Origin of the sequence: Suipraeoptans intestinalis, from assembly GCF_009696485.1 — a bacterium.
GTDB lineage: Bacteria > Bacillota > Clostridia > Lachnospirales > Lachnospiraceae > Suipraeoptans > Suipraeoptans intestinalis.
The window spans coordinates 1988901-2013817 of record NZ_VULY01000018.1; the positions used below are offsets into that span (position 1 = coordinate 1988901).

Annotated in this window: 24 protein-coding genes and 4 pseudogenes; all 28 read left to right on the forward strand. The window is 44.2% G+C overall.

What is annotated here, in order from left to right; translation table 11 throughout:
* Window positions 1-49: 49 nt before the first annotated feature.
* A pseudogene (locus FYJ34_RS09925) lies at window positions 50-289 on the forward strand (type IV secretory system conjugative DNA transfer family protein); the annotation flags it as partial.
* Between the two features lie 54 nt (window positions 290-343).
* Window positions 344-2014 (forward strand): recombinase family protein, encoded by a 1671-nt coding sequence (locus tag FYJ34_RS09930; RefSeq protein ID WP_154478295.1) that lies wholly within the window; start codon window positions 344-346, stop codon window positions 2012-2014.
* A 60-nt stretch (window positions 2015-2074) separates the two neighbouring features.
* Window positions 2075-2764: a flavodoxin family protein gene (locus tag FYJ34_RS09935; RefSeq protein ID WP_154478297.1), complete on the forward strand. Its 690-nt coding sequence runs from the start codon at window positions 2075-2077 to the stop codon at window positions 2762-2764.
* A gap of 126 nt (window positions 2765-2890) precedes the next feature.
* Complete coding sequence (locus tag FYJ34_RS09940; protein WP_154478299.1) at window positions 2891-3211, forward strand: DUF3847 domain-containing protein; 321 nt, start codon at window positions 2891-2893, stop codon at window positions 3209-3211.
* A 240-nt stretch (window positions 3212-3451) separates the two neighbouring features.
* Entirely contained in the window at window positions 3452-4936 is a 1485-nt protein-coding gene (gene mobQ / locus FYJ34_RS09945) for a MobQ family relaxase (protein WP_154478301.1), read from the forward strand.
* Between the two features lie 69 nt (window positions 4937-5005).
* Complete coding sequence (locus tag FYJ34_RS09950) at window positions 5006-5530, forward strand: flavodoxin domain-containing protein (RefSeq protein WP_154478303.1); 525 nt, start codon at window positions 5006-5008, stop codon at window positions 5528-5530.
* A 116-nt stretch (window positions 5531-5646) separates the two neighbouring features.
* Window positions 5647-5811, forward strand: a complete 165-nt coding sequence (locus tag FYJ34_RS09955; protein WP_154478304.1) for a transposon-encoded TnpW family protein — start codon at window positions 5647-5649, stop codon at window positions 5809-5811.
* Window positions 5812-5852: 41 nt separating this feature from the next.
* Window positions 5853-8264: pseudogene (locus FYJ34_RS09960) on the forward strand (DUF4368 domain-containing protein); the annotation flags it as partial.
* Window positions 8261-8605, forward strand: coding sequence for a TnpV protein (locus FYJ34_RS09965; protein WP_002779680.1), 345 nt, complete (start codon window positions 8261-8263; stop codon window positions 8603-8605). The pseudogene FYJ34_RS09960 and the gene FYJ34_RS09965, both read left to right, overlap by 4 nt.
* Window positions 8606-8776: 171 nt before the next feature.
* Window positions 8777-8992, forward strand: a pseudogene (locus FYJ34_RS12870) (aminoglycoside 6-adenylyltransferase); the annotation flags it as partial.
* A gap of 29 nt (window positions 8993-9021) precedes the next feature.
* Window positions 9022-9417, forward strand: coding sequence for a pyridoxamine 5'-phosphate oxidase family protein (locus tag FYJ34_RS09975; protein WP_067423393.1), 396 nt, complete (start codon window positions 9022-9024; stop codon window positions 9415-9417).
* A gap of 81 nt (window positions 9418-9498) precedes the next feature.
* A complete protein-coding gene (locus FYJ34_RS09980) occupies window positions 9499-9921 on the forward strand; it encodes a phosphotransferase-like protein (RefSeq protein WP_154478305.1) in 423 nt (140 codons plus the stop codon).
* Between the two features lie 352 nt (window positions 9922-10273).
* Window positions 10274-10633: a DUF3847 domain-containing protein gene (locus FYJ34_RS09985; RefSeq protein ID WP_057039622.1), complete on the forward strand. Its 360-nt coding sequence runs from the start codon at window positions 10274-10276 to the stop codon at window positions 10631-10633.
* Window positions 10599-12095, forward strand: a complete 1497-nt coding sequence (gene mobQ, locus FYJ34_RS09990; RefSeq protein ID WP_154478307.1) for a MobQ family relaxase — start codon at window positions 10599-10601, stop codon at window positions 12093-12095. Before FYJ34_RS09985 ends, mobQ (FYJ34_RS09990) begins: the two co-directional genes overlap by 35 nt.
* Window positions 12092-12394: a hypothetical protein gene (locus tag FYJ34_RS09995; protein ID WP_079263842.1), complete on the forward strand. Its 303-nt coding sequence runs from the start codon at window positions 12092-12094 to the stop codon at window positions 12392-12394. Before mobQ (FYJ34_RS09990) ends, FYJ34_RS09995 begins: the two co-directional genes overlap by 4 nt.
* Window positions 12395-12405: 11 nt before the next feature.
* Window positions 12406-14277 (forward strand): AAA family ATPase, encoded by a 1872-nt coding sequence (locus FYJ34_RS10000; protein ID WP_002779583.1) that lies wholly within the window; start codon window positions 12406-12408, stop codon window positions 14275-14277.
* A 142-nt stretch (window positions 14278-14419) separates the two neighbouring features.
* Window positions 14420-14578, forward strand: coding sequence for a transposon-encoded TnpW family protein (locus FYJ34_RS10005; protein ID WP_009243220.1), 159 nt, complete (start codon window positions 14420-14422; stop codon window positions 14576-14578).
* A gap of 41 nt (window positions 14579-14619) precedes the next feature.
* Window positions 14620-15420, forward strand: a pseudogene (locus FYJ34_RS10010) (VirD4-like conjugal transfer protein, CD1115 family); the annotation flags it as partial.
* A gap of 81 nt (window positions 15421-15501) precedes the next feature.
* Complete coding sequence (locus tag FYJ34_RS10015; protein WP_231147161.1) at window positions 15502-16980, forward strand: Lsa family ABC-F type ribosomal protection protein; 1479 nt, start codon at window positions 15502-15504, stop codon at window positions 16978-16980.
* Between the two features lie 347 nt (window positions 16981-17327).
* Window positions 17328-17639, forward strand: a complete 312-nt coding sequence (locus FYJ34_RS10025) for a single-stranded DNA-binding protein (RefSeq protein ID WP_047926369.1) — start codon at window positions 17328-17330, stop codon at window positions 17637-17639.
* A gap of 3 nt (window positions 17640-17642) precedes the next feature.
* Window positions 17643-17783: a Maff2 family mobile element protein gene (locus FYJ34_RS10030; protein ID WP_151380237.1), complete on the forward strand. Its 141-nt coding sequence runs from the start codon at window positions 17643-17645 to the stop codon at window positions 17781-17783.
* A 640-nt stretch (window positions 17784-18423) separates the two neighbouring features.
* Entirely contained in the window at window positions 18424-20343 is a 1920-nt protein-coding gene (gene tet(W), locus FYJ34_RS10040; RefSeq protein ID WP_002586627.1) for a tetracycline resistance ribosomal protection protein Tet(W), read from the forward strand.
* Between the two features lie 50 nt (window positions 20344-20393).
* Window positions 20394-21161 (forward strand): class I SAM-dependent methyltransferase, encoded by a 768-nt coding sequence (locus FYJ34_RS10045; protein ID WP_002586626.1) that lies wholly within the window; start codon window positions 20394-20396, stop codon window positions 21159-21161.
* Window positions 21162-21332: 171 nt separating this feature from the next.
* Entirely contained in the window at window positions 21333-21755 is a 423-nt protein-coding gene (locus FYJ34_RS10050) for a sigma-70 RNA polymerase sigma factor region 4 domain-containing protein (RefSeq protein WP_002586616.1), read from the forward strand.
* Entirely contained in the window at window positions 21748-21960 is a 213-nt protein-coding gene (locus FYJ34_RS10055; protein ID WP_002586615.1) for a helix-turn-helix domain-containing protein, read from the forward strand. Before FYJ34_RS10050 ends, FYJ34_RS10055 begins: the two co-directional genes overlap by 8 nt.
* A 497-nt stretch (window positions 21961-22457) precedes the next feature.
* The gene (locus FYJ34_RS10065) at window positions 22458-22856 is read left to right on the forward strand and encodes a plasmid mobilization protein (RefSeq protein WP_002596229.1); all 399 of its coding nucleotides are present in this window, start codon (window positions 22458-22460) and stop codon (window positions 22854-22856) included.
* Window positions 22828-24453 (forward strand): relaxase/mobilization nuclease domain-containing protein, encoded by a 1626-nt coding sequence (locus tag FYJ34_RS10070; RefSeq protein WP_002596230.1) that lies wholly within the window; start codon window positions 22828-22830, stop codon window positions 24451-24453. Before FYJ34_RS10065 ends, FYJ34_RS10070 begins: the two co-directional genes overlap by 29 nt.
* Window positions 24443-24829 carry a cysteine-rich VLP domain-containing protein gene (locus FYJ34_RS10075; RefSeq protein ID WP_002596231.1) on the forward strand — a complete coding sequence of 129 codons (387 nt, stop codon included), beginning with the start codon at window positions 24443-24445 and terminating at the stop codon, window positions 24827-24829. The genes FYJ34_RS10070 and FYJ34_RS10075 overlap by 11 nt, the downstream gene beginning before the upstream one ends.
* Window positions 24830-24917: the final 88 nt, after the last annotated feature.

The window sequence follows — 24917 nt, forward strand, 5'->3', positions numbered from 1 at the left end:
TATTTTTTCAAAATAAAAGCGTCAATAAATCAAAAAAGGTACTTGACAAAACGCTCTCTGGGGAACGAAAAAAGATATAGAGCCATATATGGATGGAAAGTTTCAAAATAATATCCTGCTTACGCAAACAGAACGATTAACTATGAATGGCAGACCGGCTAATCCTAAGTATGCAAGAAATAAGAATGTTCTTGTCATCGGTGGATCAGGAAGTGGGAAAACGAGATTTTATGTAAAACCGAATCTTATGCAGATGCACTCGTCATATTGTGTAACCGATCCTAAAGGATTAACCTTATAAGGACAGAGAAAATAATAAAAACTTGGAAAGGAGGTAATTCTCATGTCAAATACGAAAAGAACAGGACAAACAGCCCTTTATGAGCGTTTAAGCAGAGATGATGAAATGCAAGGAGAAAGTAATTCCATCACCAATCAAAAACAGCTACTTGAAAGCTATGCGAAAAGAAACGGTTTTGTAAATATCTATCACTATACTGATGATGGAGTAAGCGGAACAACCTTTGATAGAGAGGGATTTCAAAAGATGATAAAAGCAGTAGAAGAAAACAAAGTATCTACTGTGATAGTAAAAGATATGAGTAGGTTTGGCAGAGATTACCTCAAAGTAGGCTTTTACACCGAAATACTTTTCAAAGAAAAGGGAGTAAGATTTATCGCCATCAATAACGGAATAGATAGCGAGAAACAAGCAGAAAGCGACTTTACCCCATTTCTAAATATCATGAACGAATGGTATGCAAGAGATACATCAAGAAAAATACAGTCTATCTTCAGAGCAAGAATGGAAGAGGGCAAAAGAGTATCACCAAGCGTTCCATACGGCTATTACAGAAACCCTAAGAACAAACAGGAACTACTTGTCGATAAAGAGAGTTCAAAGGTCGTAAAACGCATTTATAGGCTTGTAATAGAGGGATATGGAGTAACACAGATAGCAGATATACTAACCAAAGATAAAATCCTTATCCCATCAGCCTATGCAGAAATACACTATCCTGAAAATAACCACAGTTCCAAGAAAAGAGGAATAGAAGACCCGTATTTTTGGACACCAACCACAGTAAGCTATATCTTAGAAAAGCAAGAATATATGGGACATACTGTACTTGGTAAAACAATATGCCTTGATTATAAGACCAAGAAACGAAGAAAGGCGAAAGAAGATGAACTCATTATATTCAAAAATACCCATGAAGCTATCATAGATGAAGAAACATGGAATAACGCCCAAAGGTTAAGAAAGACAGTAAGAAGAAGTCCGAAGTACGGGACAACATCCCACCCATTTACAGGACTTTTAATCTGTTCAGATTGTGGAGGAAAGTTAAGTTACAGAGAGCCGGCAGAACATAAAGAAAAGAAATATGATTGTGATTATTGCTTTGTATGCCAACATTACAGACACAGAAAAGGCTCTTGCAGTATGCACTACATCAAGGTAAAAACAGTGAATGAAATTCTCCTAAAATCAATCAAAGAAATCACAGATTTTGCAAAAGAAGAAAAGCAAGAATTTCTAAAAGTGATGAACAAGTTATCCGATGAAAAACGAGAAGAAAAATATCAAGGATATAAAGAGAAATTAGAAAAACTGTCCTCAAGGAATGAAGAACTAACAACCCTAATTACAAAACTATATGAAAACCATGCACTTGGAAAAATTCCCGCAAAACACTTTGATAGATTATTTAATATCTATGACACGGAGCAACAAGATTTAGAAAAGCAAATACAGTATTTTGAAGATGAAATAGAAAGCTATCATCAGAGAAAAGTTGACAGCGATAAATTCCTAAAAATGATAGAGAAATATACCGACATTGAAGAACTGACAGTAGCAATGATAAATGAGTATATAGAAAAAGTAGTAATCCATGAAGCAACAGGAGGAAGAAAAGGCAAAGATAGAAAACAACAAGTTGATGTTTACTTTAACTTTATAGGCAACTGTCAAGTGCCACAGAAAGTTGATATGGAAAAAATGGCTTGAAAATGGTAAAATGTTGTTAATTATTCAGAGAGAAAAATTAGAAGTTGTAAGGGTGATTATATGAAAATTATTATTATACATGGTCAAAGTCATAAAGGTTCAACATATAATGTTTCAAGAATACTTGCAGATAAATTGGGAGGAGAAGTATCGGAATTTTTTTTACCGAAGGATTTCAATTGTTTTTGTATTGGGTGTGGGAATTGCTTTACCAAAGGAGAGGTCATGTGTCCACATTTCGAACAGTTGCAACCTTTAACAAATGCCATAGACGAGTCGGATATAATTATTCTTGCAAGCCCTGTATATGTATATCATGTTACAGGTTCAATGAAAGCATTTCTTGACCATTATGGTTATAGATGGATGGTTCACCGACCAAGTGAAAGTATGTTTTCAAAACAAGCTGTCTGTGTTTCAACAGCTGCTGGGGCAGGAACGAAAAAAGCTAATAAAGATATGGCAGATAGCACATTCTTTTGGGGATGTGCTAAAACTTATAAATTAGGTATTGCAGTTTGGGAAACAGATTGGAAGAGAGTTGACGAGAAGATAAAATCAAAAGTTGACCGCCAAACAACAACTCTTTCGAATAAAATAAAAAATAACTATACAAAGGTAAGACCTTCAATAAAAACAAGGATTTTATTCAATATTATGAGAATTATTCAAAAAAAGGGATTGAATGAGAGAGATAAGACATATTGGCAAGAGAAAGGATGGCTTGGTAAAAATCGTCCATGGAAATGACAAATCTCCGTTTGTCGAAGTAAAACAATTAAATAAAAACAATAATATAGCAACTTACAAAACAGTAAATCAAATTGGTTTACTGTTTTTTTGTTGCTCAAAATTAGAAAGAGAGGAAAAGAGAAAATGAAAAATATAGATGAAAAAATTTTAATGGCAGAAGAAGAAATAAAGAAGTTACAAAACAAAAGAAAAAAACTCATCAGTCAGCAGAAACAGGAAGAACGAAAAAAGAGAGATAGACGGCTTTATGAAAAAGGAGCAGTCTTTGAAAGTATCTTTACCGAAAGCAAAGACTTTACCAAAGATGAATTTTATCAGCTCATCACATTTCCAAATATCAAAGAAGCAATCAATCAAAAAATCCTAAAAATCATAGAAAAGCGAGAAGAAAGAGCATATAAAAATACAGAAAACCAAAAGGAAGAAATGGACATAGAGGAATAGTCCCTTGTTTACAAGGGCGCACATATACACCTTAACAGGTGCGTGCGTTCTCCGAAGGCTCTTAGCAGAGGGCATATCAGCTAACGCTGATACAGGGGAGCTACACTCCCCTACGGAAATAAATTTCCTACCCCTTGTGTACTTCCCAAAAGAAATCGGATAAAAGCTATCCGATTTCTTTTGGAAGTCTTATCTATCGCCACCATATCCATATAAGAAAAAGAGAGGAGGTTTTTAGCTATGGCGATATACCATCTTTGCATAAAGATTATCTCAAGAGGAAAAGGCAAAAGTGCGGTAGCAGCTTCCGCCTATCGAAGTGGCGAAAAGATAAAAAATGAATATGACGGCATAGTCCATGACTTTACAAGAAAAGGCGGAATAGCCCATACAGAAATCCTATTACCACAAAACGCACCACAGGAGTTTTCGGACAGGGGAACATTATGGAATAGCGTGGAGAAAATAGAAAATAGTAAAAACTCACAGCTTGCAAGAGAAATAGAGATTGCCCTACCCCAAGAATTAGACCGAGAAAAACAAATAGAACTTGTACGAGAATATGTAAAAGAAAATTTTGTAAATGTCGGTATGTGTGCCGACATTGCCCTACACGATAAAGATGACGGAAACCCACACGCACATATCCTATTAACTATGCGACCGCTAAACGAAGATAAAACATGGGGAGCAAAATCAAAAAAGGAATATATCCTTGATGAAAATGGCGAGAAAATAAAACTCAAAAACGGGAACTATAAAACAAAAAAAATCAATACAGTTGATTGGAACGATCAAGATAAAGCGGAAGAGTGGCGAAAAGCATGGGCAGACATTACAAACAAGTATCTTGAAGAAAACAGCATACAAGAAAAAGTAGACCATCGCTCCTATGAAAGACAAGGCATAGAACAAATACCGACCATTCATTTAGGCGTATCAGCTACCCAAATGGAAAAGAAAGGCATAGCCACCGACAGAGGAAATATCAACCGAGAAATCAAACATCAGAATAAGATATTAAAAGAAATCGCAATCCGAATAAAAGCCTTAATGAGATGGATAAGAAGTTTAACAACAAACAAGAACAAAGATACTCTAACAGAGAACCAAGAGGATATATCTTTAGAATCCACCACCCTATCAAAACAAAATGATTTAACAGATATACTCTATCATCTCGTAAAAGAAAATGCGGATAACAGTAACATAGATTTAGAAAAATATATTGAAAGCTATCAATTTCTTAAAGAGAAAAATATTACATCAATATCCGAACTGAAAGAAAGTATATCAGTATTAAGAGATAAGAACTACAAGACTACAAGAGCTATCAAAGATACCGAAAAGAAAACCAATGACAAAGTAGAGCTTATAGACCAAGCCGAGAAATATTTGAAACATAAAGACATCTACAAAGTTTATACCAAGTTAAAGAAAAGCAAACAGGAAGATTTTTATAACGAACATACAGCAGAAATTATTTTATTTAAGAGTGCAAAGAAATATTTGAAAGAACATTTAGGAGAAAGTAAGACCGTGAATATATCTAAATGGAAATCAGAAGTAACAGCATTGAAGAAAGAGAAAAAGAGCCTTTACAATCAAATATTAAAGATACGAGAAGAAGTAGGACAAGCAGAAAAAGTTAAAACCTGTATAGAGCAGTTACAGAAACAAGAAAAGCGACTATCACAGGTAAAGAGAAACGAGTTAGGTCTGTAAAACTGGGCTGAAAAATGGTATAATAACATAAATATTGAGTAAAGAAAATTTGAAGTTGTGGAGGAATTTATGAATGGAATAATCTTATATCAATCAAAATATGGATCTACAAAGAAATATGCAGATTGGATTTCAGAAGAAACAGGTTTTCCTTGTGTTGAAACAAAAAAAGCAGTTATTAGCGATGTACTAAAATATGACACAATTGTTTTAGGTGGCGGATTATATGCTTCTGGAATTGCTGGTTTGTCATTTCTGAAAAAGAATATAAAGCAGCTATCAAATAAGAAGCTAATTGTATTTTGTTGTTGTGCTTCTCCGTATGATGAAAATGGATTTCAACAAATTAGATTGCATAACATGAAAGAAACATTATCTAATATTCCTGTTTTTTACTGTCGAGGGGCGTGGGATATGGAGGCAATGTCACTGAGGGATAGATTATTGTGTAATTTGCTTAGGAAGTCTGTTGCAAAGAAAGATCCTGCTGATTATGAAATATGGGAAAAGGCATTAATGGCAGCTGGAGATAAAAAATGTGACTGGACTGATAAAAAATATATCGAACCAATAATAGAGTGTATTAATCAATAACTCCCAGTTTGTCTAACTAAAACAACTAAATAAGAGCTATAACATATCAACATGAAACAGTAAATCGAAATAGGTTTACTGTTTTTTCTTTGCCTAAAAAATGGAAAGGAGAACTTATGGAAGAAGAAAAAAGGAAAATACAAGCACCACCACATAAACAGTTAATTATGGATATTGGAAAGACAAAATATATTGTAAACCTACATTTTAAGCAGGGGACAGGCGAAACATACAAGGACAAAATACTAAAGCTAATAAAGAGAGAAACAGAGAAGATATAAATTTGTCAAAGAAATTTTGTTTATGTCCTTGACAAATCTTCCCAAAAGGAACTATAGTCCTTGAGTGCGGTAAGATGCTTGAAGATAACGGATATGAGATAAAAATCCTAAATACCATTAACTTCAAAAAGTCTATGAAATACAATCCCTTTGCTTATCTTAGAAGTGAAAAAGACATACTAAAATTAGTACAGACAATCATCGCAAACACCAAGGGAGAGGGAGAAAAATCAGGTGAGGATTTTTGGGTAAAAGCCGAAAAACTCTACTACACAGCACTTATCGGCTACATCTTCTATGAAGCTCCAAGAGAAGAAAAGAACTTTGCGACTCTACTCGATATGATAGATGCTTCTGAAGTCAGAGAAGATGATGAAACCTATATGAATCCCATAGATAGACTCTTTGAAGCACTTGAAAAAAGAGAGCCGACACACTTTGCAGTGAAGCAATATAAAAAGTACAAATTGGCTGCCGGTGTTGTATGCTCTAAAAGACTTCTTAATCAAGCGGTTGAGAAGTCTCTTAGAACACACAACCTAAAACCGAAGAAAGGAGCGCAAGTTATGAGAAAAAACGAGAAAATAACAGCTCTGTACGAACGACTGAGCCGTGATGACTTTGGCAAAGATGATGACCAACAGCGTGAGAGCAATTCCATTTCCAATCAAAAGGCTATGTTGGAGGAGTTCGCCGCACGGCAGGGGTTTACGAATATTGTCCATTTCACGGACGATGGCATTAGTGGTACTTGCTTTGACCGTCCCGGATTTTTGGCAATGATGAAAGAGGTTGAAGCCGGAAATGTGGAGTACCTGTGTATCAAGGACATGAGCCGCATGGGTCGTGACTATCTGAAAGTCGGTCAGATTATGGAAATCCTGCGTCAGCGTGGCGTGCGACTAATCGCCATCAATGACGGCGTGGATAGTGCCAGAGGGGACGATGATTTTACCCCTTTCCGCAACATTATGAACGAGTATTACGCCAGAGACACCAGCCGTAAAATCCGTTCCACTTTCCAGTCCAAAGGCAAGTCCGGCAAGCACCTCACAGGCACGGTCATTTACGGCTATCTCTGGAACGAAGCAAGAGACCAATGGTTGGTTGACCCCGAAGCCGCCGAAGTGGTAAAGCGTATCTTTTCCATGACGATTGACGGCTACGGTCCGTATCAGATCGCCAGCAAACTGAAATCGGAAAAGGTGCTTATTCCGTCCGCTTACCTTGCCCAGCACGGCGAGGGCGTGAACAAAAACAAGACTTTCAAAGATGTGTACGGCTGGGGTTCTTCCACCATCTGCAACATTCTTGAAAAGCGTGAATATCTGGGACACACCATCAATTTCAAGACCCGAAAGCACTTCAAGGACAAGAAAAGCCATTATGTCCCGGAGGACGAATGGACAATTTTCGAGAATACCCATGAGCCTATCATTGACCAGCAGACCTTTGACCTTGTGCAGAAAATCCGTGGGAATGTCAGACGCTACCCGGACGGCTGGGGCGAAGCAGCTCCCCTCACAGGCTTGCTTTATTGTGCCGATTGCGGCGGCAAGATGTATGTCCACCGTACCAATAACGGCAAGCGCATTTCTCAATACACCTGCTCACAGTACACCAAAGTTCCTTGCGGAACGCTCTGCAAGACCCAGCACCGTATCAATGAAGATGTGGTACTGTCCCTTGTCTCTGAAATGCTGAAAGCCATTGCCGAGTATGCCAAGCATGACCGAGCCGAGTTTGTCCGTGTGGTGCAGGAAGCGCAGTCCAGCCAGCAGACCACAGAGGTCAGGAAACAGCGCACACGCCTTGCCACCGCAAAGCAGAGAGTTTCCGAGCTGGAAGTTCTGCTCTGCAAAATCTATGAGGACAACATTTTAGGAAAGCTGTCCGACAGCAGATACGCCACTCTGGACGCTCAATACGAAAAGGAACAGTCCGAGCTTACCGCTGAAATCTCTGTTCTGGAAAAGGCTGTCAAGAGCTATGAGAAGCACGAAAAGGACGCTGACCGTTTTATCGCTCTGATTGACAAGTACGAGAACTTCGACAAGCTGACCATTGCCATGCTCAACGAGTTTATCGAGAAAATTCTTGTGCATGAGCGTGACCGCAAGGGCAGTATTCAGACCACACAGGAGGTCGAGATTTACTTCAATTTTGTCGGGCGTTTCGTTCCCCCAGCGTTTGGAGAAGTGGAGCTTACTCCGGAGGAATTAGAGGAAATCCGCAAACGTGAGGAACGCAAGGACAGGCTTCATCAGAACTACTTGAAGCGGAAAGCCAGCGGAGCGCAGAAGCGATACGAGGACAAAATCAAGAAGCGGAAAAAGGCGGAAATCGAAGCCAAGAAAGCCGCCATTCGTGCGGAGGACATTGCAAAGGGAGTGTTCGTCCCGGTCAGCAGTTTACCGCAGAGAGAGCCGATGAAAGGAGTACAAACAGCATGAATATCACTTACACACAGAACGGCGATTATCTTATCCCGAACATCATTATCCGCAAGACCAAGCCCCTCGGGCACTACGGCAGACTCCGCAAAGCGTATCTGGAAATGCACCGTCCGATACTGTTCAATGAGCTGGTACTATCCGACAAGCTCTTTGAGCATTGCGCCGAGATTGACGAAGCGGCACGAAATCGCATGGAGCTGATCGTGCCGGAGCTGGTGAAGCGCAACGGCGTGACCGAACAGCTGAAAGCCGAAAACCAAATGGAATGGGTGCGGCAGATGAACGCTTGCAAGGCACAGGCAGAGGAAGTTGTGAAAGCGGAATTGATTTATGATTGAGTGAGAAAGTCCGGGCAGAAAACTGTTCGGACTTTTCTCATATAGTCCAAAGTTGCGGTAGAATTGTTCACAAGTTTTATGGTATAAGCGGTTGAATTGTTCACAAGTTTTATGGTATAATTTGAATACGAAATTGAGCAACAAATCGAAAGTTGTGGAGGTAAAATATAGATGAATCAAGGTAGAATTATTGTAATCACAGGTGCGCCGGGGACAGGAAAAACTACAACGGCATCTGCTGTTGCAAAAGAATCAGATTTGGAAAAGTCTGTGCATATGCACACAGATGACTTTTATCATTATCATGTAAGAAAGCCAAGCGCAAGGGAGTATGATGATTGCTGCAATGAATTTTGGAATGTAACACCTTATGTTATCCTGTGCAAATGAAATCAATCAGAAAGGAAATGATTATTATGAAAGAAGTATATGAATTTTTAAAGAATTGTGGTACGTTTTATCTTGCAACGGAGGAGAATGGCCAGCCTCATGTCCGCCCGTTTGGCACAGTATGTGAGTTTGAAGGGAAATTATACATTGTAACAACCAATCAGAAAAAGGTATATCAGCAAATGTTGAAGAATGGAAAAGTGGAAATTTGCGGTATGAACAAGGGAAAATGGATACGTGTAGAGGGAACTGTAAAAGAGGACTTGCGTCGTGAGGCAAGAGTTGCAATGATGGAGGAAAATACCGCTGCGCTTAGCAGTATGTTTTCTGTGGATGATAATTTGATGACCGTATTGTACTTTGAGAATGGAACGGCAACGATTTATTCATCTACAGAGGATCCAAAAGTTATTACATTGTAGTTCCAAAGCTATTTGACAAGGATAAAAGAATGGATTTCACAAAATTTCATTGGACAAGAGAGCCGGATTTAATTGACTTGAATGTCGATTTCAAGTAAAGGGGCAATACCACCGCATTTACCAGAATCAAATGAGCAAAATTTGATTGTCATTGAAGCGTTTTTAGAAGCTGCGAAGCGATATGCTCGTGGTGGATATGATGTAATTGTTGACGGTATTATCGGACCGTGGTTTTTAAAGCCGTGGCAAAGTCTTGTTCGGGAACATTATGAGGTGCATTATATTATTTTAAGGGCAAGTAAGGAAGAAACCTTGAAGCGAGCTGTTGAACGCTCAAAGTTAGACCGAAAGACAAATATCGAATTGGTAGAAACCATGTGGGAGCAATTTTCCAATTTGGGAATCTATGAATTAAATGTTATAGATACAACTACGCATTCAATCAAAGATACTGTTTCAGCAGTAAAAGAAAAAATAGTAAGCGGTACGGCTTTACTATTTTAGACAATTCAAGTTTGTCGCACTGATAAAAACCCTTTAGGAACTAAAGGGCGCACTTCTATACTCTCTGTCGAGAGTAGTGCGTCCTGCGGAGCTTCATTCCCGGTCAGCAGAAGAAAACTGCTCGACCGTGAATGTTTCGTCACTTCGTTCCGTCAAGGTGGCTACACCCCCTTGCGCCGCTAATGCGGCTATCCCCTGTGGACTTGCCGTCCGCAAACAACATAACTGTTGTTCGCCGCCAGCAAGTTTGAAAAAACCGAATACCGAAAATTAGACCGTTGACTGGTCGCAATCTGCGAAAAGTTGACGGTCTTTTTTTATCCCCATTTTTCAAAAAAGGAGGTCAAACAGAATGGAAAAAGCGAAAACCCTTGAACAACTCCGAGCTGAAAAAGAACGAGCTGAGACGCAGCTTGCACAGGAACAGCACAAGCTCAACCGTCTTGAGAACAGAAAGAAGTATCTGGAGAAAGGTGAAAGGCAGAAACGCACCCATCGTCTTTGCAATCTGGGCGGCACGATTGAGAGCCTTGCCCCGGAGGTCAAAGATCTCACACGCACCGAAATGACAGAGCTGATGGAACACATCTTTTCCCTGTCCGAAGTCCAGCGAGCCGTCCGTCACATGGCGATTACCCATATCAGCCAAGCAAACAGAGAAAAGGAGTTGAAAGCCGATGGCACTATTTCATCTAAGCGTCACGCAGACTAAGCGAAGCGCAGGACAGTCCGCTATTGCTTCTGCCGCCTACCGTGCCGGGGAGCGATTGTATAGCGAGTATTACGGCGAATACAGCGACTACACCCGCAAGGGCGGCGTGATCTGCTCTGACATTCTCCTGCCGTCCCATGCACCGCCCGAATACGCAGACCGCCAGACCCTATGGAACGCCGTGGAAAAAGCCGAGCGTGGAAAGAACGCCCAGCTTGCATACAGCTTTGACATTGCCTTGCAGAATGAATTTTCCCTTGAGGAAAACATCGCTCTTGCAAGGCAATTTTTATTGGAGAACTTTGTGAGCCGGGGCATGGTGGTTGACTTCGCCGTACACCAGCCAGACCGGGAGGACGGCGGCATACCAAACCCACACTTCCATGTGCTTTGTCCTATCCGTCCCATCGAACAGGACGGCAAATGGGGGCTAAAGCAACGCCGAGTGTATGAGCTGGACGAGGACGGCAACCGTATCCGGGGAGCAGATGGAAATTTTGTGTTCAATGCCGTTCCCACTACTGACTGGGGCAGTCCCGAAACGCTGGAATACTGGCGGCAGACATGGGCGGAGCTATGCAATGGCAAGTTTGCGGAAAAGGGGCTTGACGTTCGTATCGACCACCGAAGCTATGAGCGTCAGGGCGTGGAGCTTCTTCCCACCGTCCACGAGGGCGCAACCGTCCGGGCAATGGAGAAGAAAGGCATACGCACCGAGAAGGGCGAGTTCAACCGCTGGATCAAGGCAACCAATGCCGTTATCCGGGACATCAAGAAGAAAATCGCTCTCCTGTTCGATTGGATTGCCGAAGCAAAAGCAGAGCTTGCCAAGCCGCAGGCACCCGACCTTGTTTCTCTGCTGAACGCCTATTACACCCAGCGCAGAGCCGGGGCGTATTCGCAAAAAGGCAAGGTCAGCAACCTAAAGGAGATGAACGAGACTTTCAATTATCTCCGGGCAAACGGCATTTACTCCCTTGAAGATTTGGAAAGCCGTGTCAGCGAACACAGTGCTGCCACAGAGAGCTTGAAGAAAACGCTGGACGAACAGACCGCCCGAATGAAAGCAATTAAGCAGCTCTATGACAGCTCCGCTGCTTTCCAGAGCTTGAAGCCTGTCTATGACGGCTTGCAGAAAATCAAGTTTGAGAAGCCCAGAGCCAAGTACAAGGCAGAGCGTGAAGCGGAACTCAAACAGTTCTACGCCGCCAGACGAAAGCTGACCGGGGAGTTCCCGGACGGCAAGGTGGATATGAAAAAGCTGACCGAAGAGTATGACGAGCTGGAACAGGCGCACAACACCACCTACGGCGAGTTTAAGACCGTCAGAGACGATTTACACCGCCTTTGGAAAGTCAAGTCATGCGTAGATACTGCCGCCCGTTTTAACGAGCGTACAGAGGAAGAAATGCTCCAAAATCGACCCCAAACACGACACAAAAAGGAGGATATGACACGATGAAAAAATACGACTGGAAGAACGAGTACAACCCCATCCGCAGAACGGCAAAACGCCTTTTGAGCGGAGAAGCTTTGACCGATGGCAGACCGCTTTCCGACCTGATCGAGCTGGACGAACACACCCGGAAATGCCTTGCCTTTGAAGCCACCCTCACCGACCGCCAGATTGATATGTTGCAGGAGCTGGGCTATCTGCCTGTTATCATGAGACAGTACGGCGAGGAATGTGCGAACTGCCCCTACACGCTGGACGAGCGTAAGCATGGCATTTGCAGACGATGCGCTGTTTTCAAGAAGTAAGGAGGACGCCCATGCAGTACACCCAAGCACAGATCGACCGGGCAAACGCTGTCAGTCTGGAAGATTTTCTCCGCACACAGGGAGAGACGCTTATCAAAAGCGGACGGGAATACCGCTGGAAAGAACATGACAGCCTAACCGTCCGGGGAAACAAGTGGTTTCGCCACAGCCAGAGCAAGGGCGGCTATCCCATTGATTTTGTCATGGAGTTTTACGGCAAGTCCTTTCCCGAAGCTGTCCAGCTCTTAACCGGCGAAAGCGGTGAGGGACAGAGCGAAGCCAGCACAGCACCGCCCACAGCGTTTCACTTGCCCTTGCACAACAGGACAGCCGACAGAGCAATCCAATATCTCACAGAAAGCCGAGGTCTCAACAAAACGCTTGTTGAGGCTTTTCTTCTTTCCGGGGATATTTACGAGGACGCAAAGCGGCACAATGTTGTGTTTGTCGGCAGAGACCGAAGCGGTACGCCGAGATACGCCCATGTGCGAGGAACGGCAGACCCATTCAGACAGGACATTGCCGGGTCTGACAAATCCTATCCGTTCCGACACGAGGGTAATGGCAATCAGCTCTTTGTCTTTGAAGCGCCGATTGACCTGTTATCGTTTATCTGCCTTTATCCGCAGGATTGGCAGACAAGAAATTATCTTGCCCTGGGCGGCGTTTCGGGCAAAGCCCTTGACCGTTTCCTTTCTGAACGCAAGGACACCCGAAAAGTGTTCCTCTGCCTTGACAGCGACACCGCAGGAAGCGAAGCCTGTACCCGACTGGCACAGTCCATTCCCGGCAAGATCGCCGTCATGCGCCTTGTCCCGGCAAGGAAAGACTGGAACGATGTTCTCCGTCAGCAAAAGGACATTCCGAGCCACAAATTCATAGCCGAAACAATCACGCTGCGAGAGCTGCCCACCGCCCAGCCTGTTCCCATGCTCCGCATGGCAGATGTGGAGCTGACGAGCGTGGAATGGCTATGGTTTCCCTATATCCCCTTTGGAAAGCTGACGATCATACAGGGCAACCCCGGCGAGGGCAAGACCTACTTTGCCATGCGTCTTGCGGCGGCTTGCACCAACCGAAAGCCCTTGCCCGGTATGGAAACCCTTGAACCGTTCAATATCATTTACCAGACTGCCGAGGACGGTCTGGGTGATACGGTCAAGCCCCGACTGATGGAAGCAGACGCAGACCTTGAAAAAGTGCTTGTCATTGACGATAGAGACACACCACTGACCCTTGCCGATGAACGCATCGCAAGGGCAATCCGGGAAAACAACGCAAGGCTGGTTATCATTGACCCGGTACAGGCGTTTCTGGGCGCAGATGTGGACATGAACCGGGCAAACGAGGTGCGCCCGATATTCCGCAGTCTGGGAGACATTGCACAGGCTACCGGGTGCGCTATCGTGCTGATCGGACACCTCAACAAAGCCGCAGGAACGCAAAGCACCTACCGGGGATTAGGGTCTATCGACATTACGGCGGCAGTCCGCAGTCTGCTCTTTATCGGCAAGCTGAAGGACAGCCCCACAACAAGGGTACTTATCCATGAGAAAAGCTCCCTTGCGCCGCCCGGACAGTCCCTTGCCTTTTCTCTGGGAGACGAGAAAGGTTTTGAATGGATAGGAGCTTATGACATTACCGCCGATGAACTGCTTGCCGGAACGGACACAGCCAAGACGGAAAGCAAGACCGCACAAGCGCAAATGCTCATTCTGGAACTGCTGGCAGATGGAAAGCGTATGCCAAGTGCAGAGCTGGAAAAGACGGTCAATGAGCGTGGGATTTCCTCACGCACCATGAGAACGGCAAAGAGCCGTATCGGGGACAGGCTTGTGACCGAGAAAGACGGCACAGCATGGGTCTGCTATCTCCGAGACTGACAACAGGAACACGGCAAGCGTGGCAAAGACGGCAAGGTTTTTATAGATACCTTAATGTTGCCGCCTTGCCTTGTTCCCTCATACCGACATCGCCCGATGATGAACAGTCACCGGGCATTTTTCATTTACAGGAGGATTTTGAATGAACAATACCGCAACCAACACCGCCCCTTGCCCGACTGTCAGAAAGCAGATCGGAAAGACAACCTATATCGTCCGTGTGCATTTCAGCCAGACCGCAAAAGAGACGATGGAGGACAAAATCAAGCGTCTGCTCCGTGAGGAAGTCCGCAAAATGTAACTTCTTTTTGAATTTGATGAAAAAGTCCTTGACTTTTCGTCTCTGGAAAAACGGCAAAATCTATTCTTATCTCTTGTGGTGCAAGGCTTGCTCCATTTGATATTAGGGAACTTAGGGACTTGATGAGTGAAGATGAACTTGAGCTTGATACACTCGGAGATAGAAAAACGGCACTCTTTGTTATTATCTCTGATACTGATGATACCTTTAACTTTGTAGTATCCATTATGTACTCACAACTTTTTAATCTCTTATGTGATAAGGCAGATGATGTATATGGCGGACGATTACCTGTCCATGTGAGATGCTTGCTTGATGAATTTGCAAACATCGGCTTAATTCCAAAGTTTGAGAAACTTATAGCAACAATCCGTTCCAGAGAAATATCAGCAAGTATCATACTTCAAGCACAATCTCAGTTAAAGGCAATCTATAAGGATAATGCCGATACAATCGTAGGTAACTGTGATAGTACCTTGTTCCTTGGTGGCAAGGAGAAAACTACACTAAAAGAATTGTCTGAAACACTGGGAAAAGAAACGATAGATTTATATAACACATCGGAAACAAGGTCAAATCAAAAGTCTTTCGGACTTAATTATCAAAAGACAGGTAAGGAACTGATGAGCCAAGATGAGATTACTGTAATGGACGGTGGTAAATGTATTTTTCAGCTTAGAGGTGTAAGACCTTTTCTTTCAGATAAATTCGACATCACAAAGCATAAGAACTATAAGTTCTTAGAAGATTATGACAAGAAGAATGTGTTTGATATTGAAGAATATATAAAGAGAAAAGGCAAGGTTAAGCTTAATAGAAATACGGTAATTACAAGATTGTAAGATTTACTGTTATAACTATATGGTCGAGGGTATATTTGATATAATAGAGCTAGATAAATTTGAATTTGAGGGGGTGTTTTTGTGTCAACAATTAAAATTGAAAACCTCACTTTCTCATATTATGGCTATGTAAAACCTATATTTGAAAATGTATCATTTTCATTTGATACGAACTGGAAAACAGGGCTAATAGGAAGAAACGGAATTGGAAAATCAACACTATTCAAGCTACTTCTAAACCAAGAAGTTTATAAGGGGAAAATCAGCAAAAGTGTTGACTTTATTAAATTTCCGCCAAATATAATTGATACTTCAAAATTAGGGATTGAGTTATATAAAGAACTAATATCAGATGAGGAAGAATGGAAATTATTTAGAGAACTTAATTTGCTAAATGTAGATGAGAATCTTGTTTACAGAGAGTTTGAAACGCTTTCTAAAGGAGAACAAACAAAAATCCTTTTAGCTATTTTGTTTACAAGAGAAGATGGCTTTTTACTTATTGATGAACCAACAAACCATTTAGATATGGACGGAAGAAAAATTGTAAGTGAGTATCTGAAAAGTAAAAAAGGTTTTTTGCTCATATCTCATGATAGAGATTTTTTAGATGGCTGTATCAATCATGTAATTTCTATTAATAGGAATTCTATTGATATTCAATCAGGAAATTTTACATCATGGTATGAAAACAAATTGATGAAAGACCAATTTGAAATAAGTAAAAATGAGAGATTAAGAAAAGATATTAAACGATTAAAAGAGGCTGCAAGACAAAGTAAAATTTGGTCAGATAAAATTGAAAATACTAAAAATGGCGTGAAAGTATCTGGTGTAAAACCGGATAAAGGACATATTGGGCATCAATCTGCCAAGATGATGAAGAAATCCAAGAATTTGGAGAATAGACAAAACAAGGCAATAGAAGAAAAACAGAGTTTGCTAAAAGATATTGAAACAAAGGAAAGTCTATTATTGCATCCATTACATCATCATAAAAGTCCTCTAATATCGGTTAGCAATTTATCATCATGCTATGGAGAAAGACAGATATTAAGCAATGTAAGTTTCGAGATAAAACAAGCCGATATAGTGGCTATATATGGTCAAAATGGTAGTGGAAAATCAACTTTGATTAAAATTTTGTTAGGGTTACATCATGAGTATATTGGTGAAATAAAATCGGCAAGTAATTTAAAAATATCGTATATTCCTCAAGATACATCTAATTTAACAGGTAGCCTAAATGAGTATATTCATAAGCAAGGTGTTGATGAAACATTGTGTAAAACAATTCTTAGGAAATTAGATTTTGCAAGAGAATTATTTGAAATGGATATGAAGAACTATAGCGATGGACAAAAAAAGAAAGTTTTAATCGCTGCAAGTTTGTCAAAACCAGCTCATTTATTTGTTTGGGACGAACCGCTAAATTATATAGATGTAATATCGAGAATACAGATTGAGGAAATTATAAAAGAAGCAAAACCTACACTCATATTTGTGGAGCATGATAAGAGATTTGTAGAAGATATAGCTAATAAAATAATACGATTATAAACTAAATAACAAATTCCAGTTTGTTGAACTGAAAAATTGAATACTAAATGCGTAAGACGATAGAAAAGAAAAAAATCTATCGTCTTTTTTCATGCCTATTTTCAATTTATATTGCGATCAATAAATAGGGGAAACTCGCTAATTAGCGAACTAGTATTTCAAGTACCTTTCACTAATATATACACGACAAAATGCTAATTCCCTTAAATATGTTAAAGACAATAAAGGAGATAAGATGATAAGGATTAGAAGTCCCACTAAGAAAAAACTAAATAGCAAGAGTATCAGCGATTGGAAAAGAAAAACTCCGATCGCTTTTTTATTGAAATGAAAAGGAGAAATTTTTAATGAAGCAAGAAATGATTAACATCAATGCCAACTTAGTGGCAGAGCCTACTTTCTCAAGTTTTGAAAAAGAGGGCGAAGAAGTAGAAGTTGTAAACTTTACGCTTGTAAAGAAGTACGGAAAAGGCAAGGAGTACATTAACTGTGCAGCCTATGGAGAAAAAGCGGATAAAGCAAAGGACTTTGAAAAGGGCGATTTGATTCATGTATTCGGCTACTTTAAGAAGCGTGAAAAAGAGGGAAAGACTTACAAAAACTTTGTAGTGAAGTCATACAACAAGATTGAAAAGAAAGAAGAAAATGAGGAGGAATAAATTATGGAATTTTTCGCACAGGCAGTCAATGTATTAAAAATTTTAGTTATGGCAGTAGGAGCAGGACTTGGAGCATGGGGCGTTATTAACCTGATGGAAGGTTATGGTAACGATAATCCGGGTGCCAATGCTCATGTACGGTAAGGAAGCAAGCAACCGAAAACAAGAGATAGACCGCCAGCACTACACTATTCCGAACCAAAGACCAAAAGATAAGCATTGTGGGAAAATCTAAACTTTTGGATTTTCCTACAATGCCAACTACGGCGGAATCCCTCCCACTCCTTATATCTTTCTGTATACATTGAATTTGTATTTAGTAAAATGCAGACAACACCACGGATCGGCTTTTGGTTGGACAATTCCAACCAAACACCACAGCAGACAGCAGAAAACATTCTGAACGCTAGGAAGCCGGTATGATTGTTACATATAAGGGGAAGAAAAATTTCTTTTAGGTACTTGCTTTCCTAAAACTGATGTGATACAATGATTTAATCCAGAAAAGGAGTAAAAAATATGCGGCAAGGTATTCTTAAATAAAACTATAATCAAATAGTGGGAACAAAGGATTATGATAGCTCCTTTTGTAGGGGATTAGTTTTTTGTACCCAATTTAAGAATACTTTTGCCTTATCAATTTTGACATATCCCCAAAAACAGCAATCACAAACAGGTGTATGCTGTATATGTGTATGTCCGCAACTTATAATCCCCAGTGGTAAAAGTATTTTACTGCTGGGGATTTTTATGCCCTTTGGGGCTGTAAAGGGAGGACAATCACATGAAAATAATCAATATTGGAATTCTTGCCCATGTAGACGCTGGAAAGACGACCTTGACGGAGAGCCTGCTATATGCCAGCGGAGCCATTTCAGAACCGGGGAGCGTCGAAAAAGGGACAACGAGGACGGACACCATGTTTTTGGAGCGGCAGCGTGGGATTACCATTCAAGCGGCAGTCACTTCCTTCCAGTGGCACAGATGTAAAGTTAACATTGTGGATACGCCCGGCCACATGGATTTTTTGGCGGAGGTGTACCGCTCTTTGGCTGTTTTAGATGGGGCCATCTTGGTGATCTCCGCTAAAGATGGCGTGCAGGCCCAGACCCGTATTCTGTTCCATGCCCTGCGGAAAATGAACATTCCCACCGTTATCTTTATCAACAAGATCGACCAGGCTGGCGTTGATTTGCAGAGCGTGGTTCAGTCTGTTCGGGATAAGCTCTCCGCCGATATTATCATCAAGCAGACGGTGTCGCTGTCCCCGGAAATAGTCCTGGAGGAAAATACCGACATAGAAGCATGGGATGCGGTCATCGAAAATAACGATGAATTATTGGAAAAGTATATCGCAGGAGAACCAATCAGCCGGGAAAAACTTGCGCGGGAGGAACAGCAGCGGGTTCAAGACGCCTCCCTGTTCCCAGTCTATCATGGCAGCGCCAAAAATGGCCTTGGCATTCAACCGTTGATGGATGCGGTGACAGGGCTGTTCCAACCGATTGGGGAACAGGGGGGCGCCGCCCTATGCGGCAGCGTTTTCAAGGTTGAGTACACCGATTGCGGCCAGCGGCGTGTCTATCTACGGTTATACAGCGGAACGCTGCGCCTGCGGGATACGGTGGCCCTGGCCGGGAGAGAAAAGCTGAAAATCACAGAGATGCGTATTCCATCCAAAGGGGAAATTGTTCGGACAGACACCGCTTATCAGGGTGAAATTGTTATCCTTCCCAGCGACAGCGTGAGGTTAAACGATGTATTAGGGGACCAAACCCGGCTCCCTCGTAAAAGGTGGCGCGAGGACCCCCTCCCCATGCTGCGGACGACGATTGCGCCGAAAACGGCAGCGCAAAGAGAACGGCTGCTGGACGCTCTTACGCAACTTGCGGATACTGACCCGCTTTTGCGTTGCGAAGTGGATTCCATCACCCATGAGATCATTCTTTCTTTTTTGGGCCGGGTGCAGTTGGAGGTTGTTTCCGCTTTGCTGTCGGAAAAATACAAGCTTGAAACAGTGGTAAAGGAACCCTCCGTCATTTATATGGAGCGGCCGCTCAAAGCAGCCAGCCACACCATCCATATCGAGGTGCCGCCCAACCCGTTTTGGGCATCCATAGGACTGTCTGTTACACCACTCTCGCTTGGCTCCGGTGTACAATACGAGAGCCGGGTTTCGCTGGGATACTTGAACCAGAGTTTTCAAAACGCTGTCAGGGATGGTATCCGTTACGGGCTGGAGCAGGGCTTGTTCGGCTGGAACGTAACGGACTGTAAGATTTGCTTTGAATACGGGCTTTATTACAGTCCGGTCAGCACGCCGGCGGACTTCCGCTCATTGGCCCCGATTGTATTGGAACAGGCATTGAAGGAATCGGGGACGCAGCTGCTGGAACCTTATCTCTCCTTCATCCTCTATGCGCCCCAGGAATACCTTTCCAGGGCTTATCATGATGCACCGAAATACTGTGCCACCATCGAAACGGCCCAGGTAAAAAAGGATGAAGTTGTCTTTACTGGCGAGATTCCCGCCCGCTGTATACAGGCATACCGTACTGATCTGGCCTTTTACACCAACGGGCGGAGCGTATGCCTTACAGAGCTGAAAGGATATCAGGCCGCTGTCGGTCAGCCGGTCATCCAGCCCCGCCGTCCAAACAGCCGCCTGGACAAGGTGCGCCATATGTTTCAGAAGGTAATGTAAAGATACATAATCGTCAAGACGGCAACAATCAGAAGTTATGGAGGGTAACAATGGAATATAGTAAGGAAGATTTAATGGAAGCAAAAAAGCAAATTTGGGGAGTGGGAGAGAACATGGGAACAGAGGAAAGTAAAAAAATCTGGGAGGAGAACGCACAATTTTGGGATAATGCAATGGGTGACGAATCTAATGAATTTCACAGAGAGGTAGTGCGTCCCAAAGTAACGGAACTTCTATCTCCTAATCCTGCGGATTACATTTTGGATATTGCGTGTGGCAATGGAAATTATTCTTCGTATCTTGCACAAAGAGGCGCTTCGGTTGTCGCTTTTGATTACAGCAAAAAAATGATAGAATTGGCTAAAAGACGGCAATCACAATATGCAAAACAAATTGAATTTTGTGTGGCGGATGCGACCGATAGAAAAAGTATATTAGAATTAAAAAGAAATCGAGCCTTTACGAAAGCAGTTTCTAATATGGCAATTATGGATATTACGGATATTGAACCACTTCTTATGGCTGTTTATGAACTGTTGCAGGAAAGCGGAATTTTTGTCTTTGCAACGCAACACCCTTGTTTTGTCACGTTGACTGAAAAATATATGACACCGCACAGTTACTATGATATAGCGATTGAAGGGCAACCGAAAGAGCAGATTTATTATCATCGTTCCATACAAGATATTTTTAACCTTTGTTTTAGAGCTGGATTTGTCATTGATGGATTTTATGAAGAATGTTTTAAAACCAACAAAGAAATTCCTATGGTAATGATAGTAAGGCTTAAGAAGGTAAAACGTGATAGCTTAAAATAAATTCAAGTTTGTCGGGTAAATAGCAAACCCAGCCGAGCCAGTCAACGGTCAAGATGAACGGCGCATATGCGCAGCCGTTGACAGCCCCGCCCGCCTTTGCTGGTAGGCAATCAAGGGGCGACAGCAAGAAGTGCCACCGCCCCGCACTATTATTCAGAAAGGGGAATTTCCATGACCGACCAGATAGCCTATCAAGAATATATCCAGCGCAGGTACAACGCCTTTTGCAAGACTGTTATCCGCTGTGCCGCCTTGGACAAGATTTTGAAGCTTAAACGGCAATGGGAACGGCAAGTTTCCCTTGACTATCTGATGAACGAGAAGTTTGTCCAGTTTGCCGCGTCGGAGCCGGACGAGGAATACCCATTTACCGTCTGCGGTCAGACCGTCCTGCTCTGCAACGCCGCCCTTGCCGACGCGATCTCTGTTTTGCCGGAGCAGACGCGGGAAGAAATCCTGCGCTATTACTTTCTGCGCCAGCCGCAGCGCGTGATCGGCGCGTGTATTGGCCGGTCACGCAGCACAGCGGGGCGGCATATCCAGCTTGCCTTGCAGCGGCTACGCGAAGAAATGGGGGTGAGCCGGTATGAGTAGACTTCTCCCCTATGAAACAATCCTCAAAGCCCGTGAGGGCGACCCAGAAGCCGTGAACGCTGTCCTGCTCCACTACGCCGGATATATCCGCTATTTCTCAAAAGTGAACGGGCAGGTCAACGCCGAGGTGGAGGACTATGTAAAGCAGCGGTTAATTGACTGTCAATTCAAGTTCCGGCTTGACGAACCACCGGACAAGTCATAAAAACTGAATACCAGCCGCCACCGACGCGGCCAGCGAAAGCAGTAAGTCTTGAAAAAGATTTACTGCTTTTTTTGTTGTCCGGCTCCGCTCCCGGCCATTTTGCCCCCTGCCGGTTGTAGTAGTAAGCGAGGAGGGAATTTTTCTGCCCTGGTGTTTGGCATTTGGAGCATTTACCCGTAGTAGAGGGCAAAGAGAAAGGATTTCTCCAACACCGGGTAGAAACCACTGCGTCCGGTGTCATTTTAGCGAAAGCGGGCAGGAATGCCCTTTACAGGATTAGTAGTAGCAGAAAAAGAGAAACAAACTTTTGTGGTTGCAGTTTTCCAAAAAAGTGGCGGACGGAAGTGAGAGAAAGTTTGCAGTCACGGAGAGCAAGTTTCTACCACGGTGCCAAAATCCGCAATTCTGCAGTTTTGCCCCTCGCGGGAAACTTGTTGGGGAGTGCCTTCCCCAAACCCTGCTCATGCGCCCTTACGGGCGAGAAAGGAGGTCACACCATGCGAAAGAAATACAACACGCCCCACCGCAGCCGCGTTGTGAAAACCCGGCTGTCCGAAGATGAGTATGCCGACTTCACAGCGCGGCTTGCGCCCTATGGTATCAGCCAGTCCGAATTTCTCCGGCAGGCGATACGGCGGGCGACCATACGCCCGGTTGTCCATGTGTCGTCGGTCAATGACGAGTTGCTTTCCGCTGTCGGGAAGCTGACAGCCGAGTACGGCAGGATCGGCGGCAACCTCAATCAGATTGCCCGGTATCTGAACGAATACGGCGTACCCTACAACACCCTTTCCGGCGAGGTACGCGCCGCCATATCCGACCTTGCCGTCCTCAAGTATGAAGTCCTCAAGAAAGTAGGTGACGCGGTTGGCAACACTCAAGCATATCAACTCTAAAAACGCCGACTACGGAGCCGCCGAGCAATATCTTCTCTTTGAGCATGACGAGTTTACCATGAAGCCCGTCCTTGATGAAACCGGCAGGCTTATCCCCCGCGAGGACTACCGGCTGTCCACGCTGAACTGCGACGGGGAGGATTTTGCCGTTGCGTGTATGCGGGCCAATCTCCGCTATCAGAAAAACCAGCGGCGGGAAGATGTGAAAAGCCACCACTACATCATCAGCTTTGACCCGCGGGACGGGCCGGACAACGGCCTGACCGTAGACCGGGCGCAGGCGTTGGGGGAACAATTCTGTAAAGAGCATTTTCCCGGCCACCAGGCCCTTGTCTGCACCCACCCGGACGGGCATAACCACAGCGGCAACATTCATGTGCATATCGTCATAAACAGCCTGCGGATTGAGGAAGTGCCGTTCCTGCCCTACATGGACAGGCCGGCCGATACGAAAGTCGGCTGCAAGCACCGATGTACCGACGCTGCCCTGCGCTACTTCAAATCCGAAGTCATGGAGATGTGCCACCGGGAGGGGCTTTATCAAATCGACCTCTTGAACGGCAGCAAGAACCGCGTCACCGACCGGGAGTATTGGGCGCAGAAAAAGGGACAGGCCGCGCTGGACAAGCAGAACGCCCCCATGATTGCCGATAGTATCACGCCCCGGCAGACCAAGTTTGAAACGAACAAGGAGAAGCTGCGGCAGACCCTACGGAAAGCCCTTGCCACCGCCGCCAGCTTTGACGAGTTTTCCTCTCTGTTGCTGCAGGAGGGTGTGACCGTCAAGGAGAGCCGGGGGCGGCTTTCCTACCTCACGCCGGACAGGACAAAGCCAATTACCGCCCGGAAGCTGGGCGACGATTTTGACCGCGCCGCTGTCTTTGCCGTTTTAGAGCAAAACGCCGCCAGAGCAGCCGAAGCGCCAGCCAGATCCCCCGATCCCCCACGCACCATAAAAGACCGCTTGCAGGTTGCCAGAGCCGAGATAGCCGCCCCGAAACAGGACGGAGTGCAGCGGCTTGTGGACATTGAGCAGAAAATGGCCGAGGGCAAAGGCCGGGGCTATGAACGCTGGGCGAAGATACACAATCTGAAGCAGGCCGCCAAAACGCTGTCCGTCTACCAGCAATACGGCTTTACTTCCCCGGAGCAGTTAGAAGCCGCCGTTGACACCGCCTATCAGAAAATGCGCCAGACCAGCGGCGAACTGAAAGCACTGGAAACGAAGCTGCAAGGGAAAAAGAAGTTGCAGCGGCAGGTGTTGGCCTACGCCCAGACCAAGGCCGCCCGCGACGGGCTGCGGGCACAGAAATCCGAGAAAGCCCGCGCCGCATACCGGCAGGCCCATGAGAGCGATTTTATCATAGCCGACGCAGCAGCCCGGTATTTCAAGGCGCATGGCATTACCAAGCTGCCCGCCCGGAAAGCGTTGCAGGCCGAGATCGAGCAGCTTATCTCCGAGAAAGACGGCCTGTATAACACCTATCACGAACAGAAACAGCGGTTCAAGGAGTTGCAGACCGTCAAGCGGAACATCGACCAGATTTTGCGCCGGGACGAGCCGCACCGCAGAAAGGAGCAGAGCCATGAGCGATAACCTGCCCCACATGGACTACCGCCAGCACCGGCGGGCGCGGCGGCTGGTACATGAGTGCTGTAACTACGATGAGGGGAACTGCCTGCTATTGGACGACGGGGAGCCTTGCGTGTGCGTCCAGAGCATTTCCTTTTCCCTCATGTGCCACTGGTTCCGTGTGGCTGTCCTGCCCCTTGACGGGGAGCTGGCCGCAGCCCTCTTGTGCCGGGGAAGCCGGAAACGGTGTGCCGTCTGCGGGGCGGCCTTTGTCCCCAAATCCAACCGGGGAAAATACTGCCCCGACTGCGCCGGGCGCATGAAGAAAATCAAAGCCGCCGAGAGAAAGCGGAAACAAAGGCAGAGATGTCACGCTTTAGAGCCTTTCAAACCCGCATAAATCAAGGCTTTTTTCGTGGGTGTCAAAGGGTACGCGATACATTTATCCTTTTCCCCCGGAAACGGCGTTTTAATGCGTGACAATACGC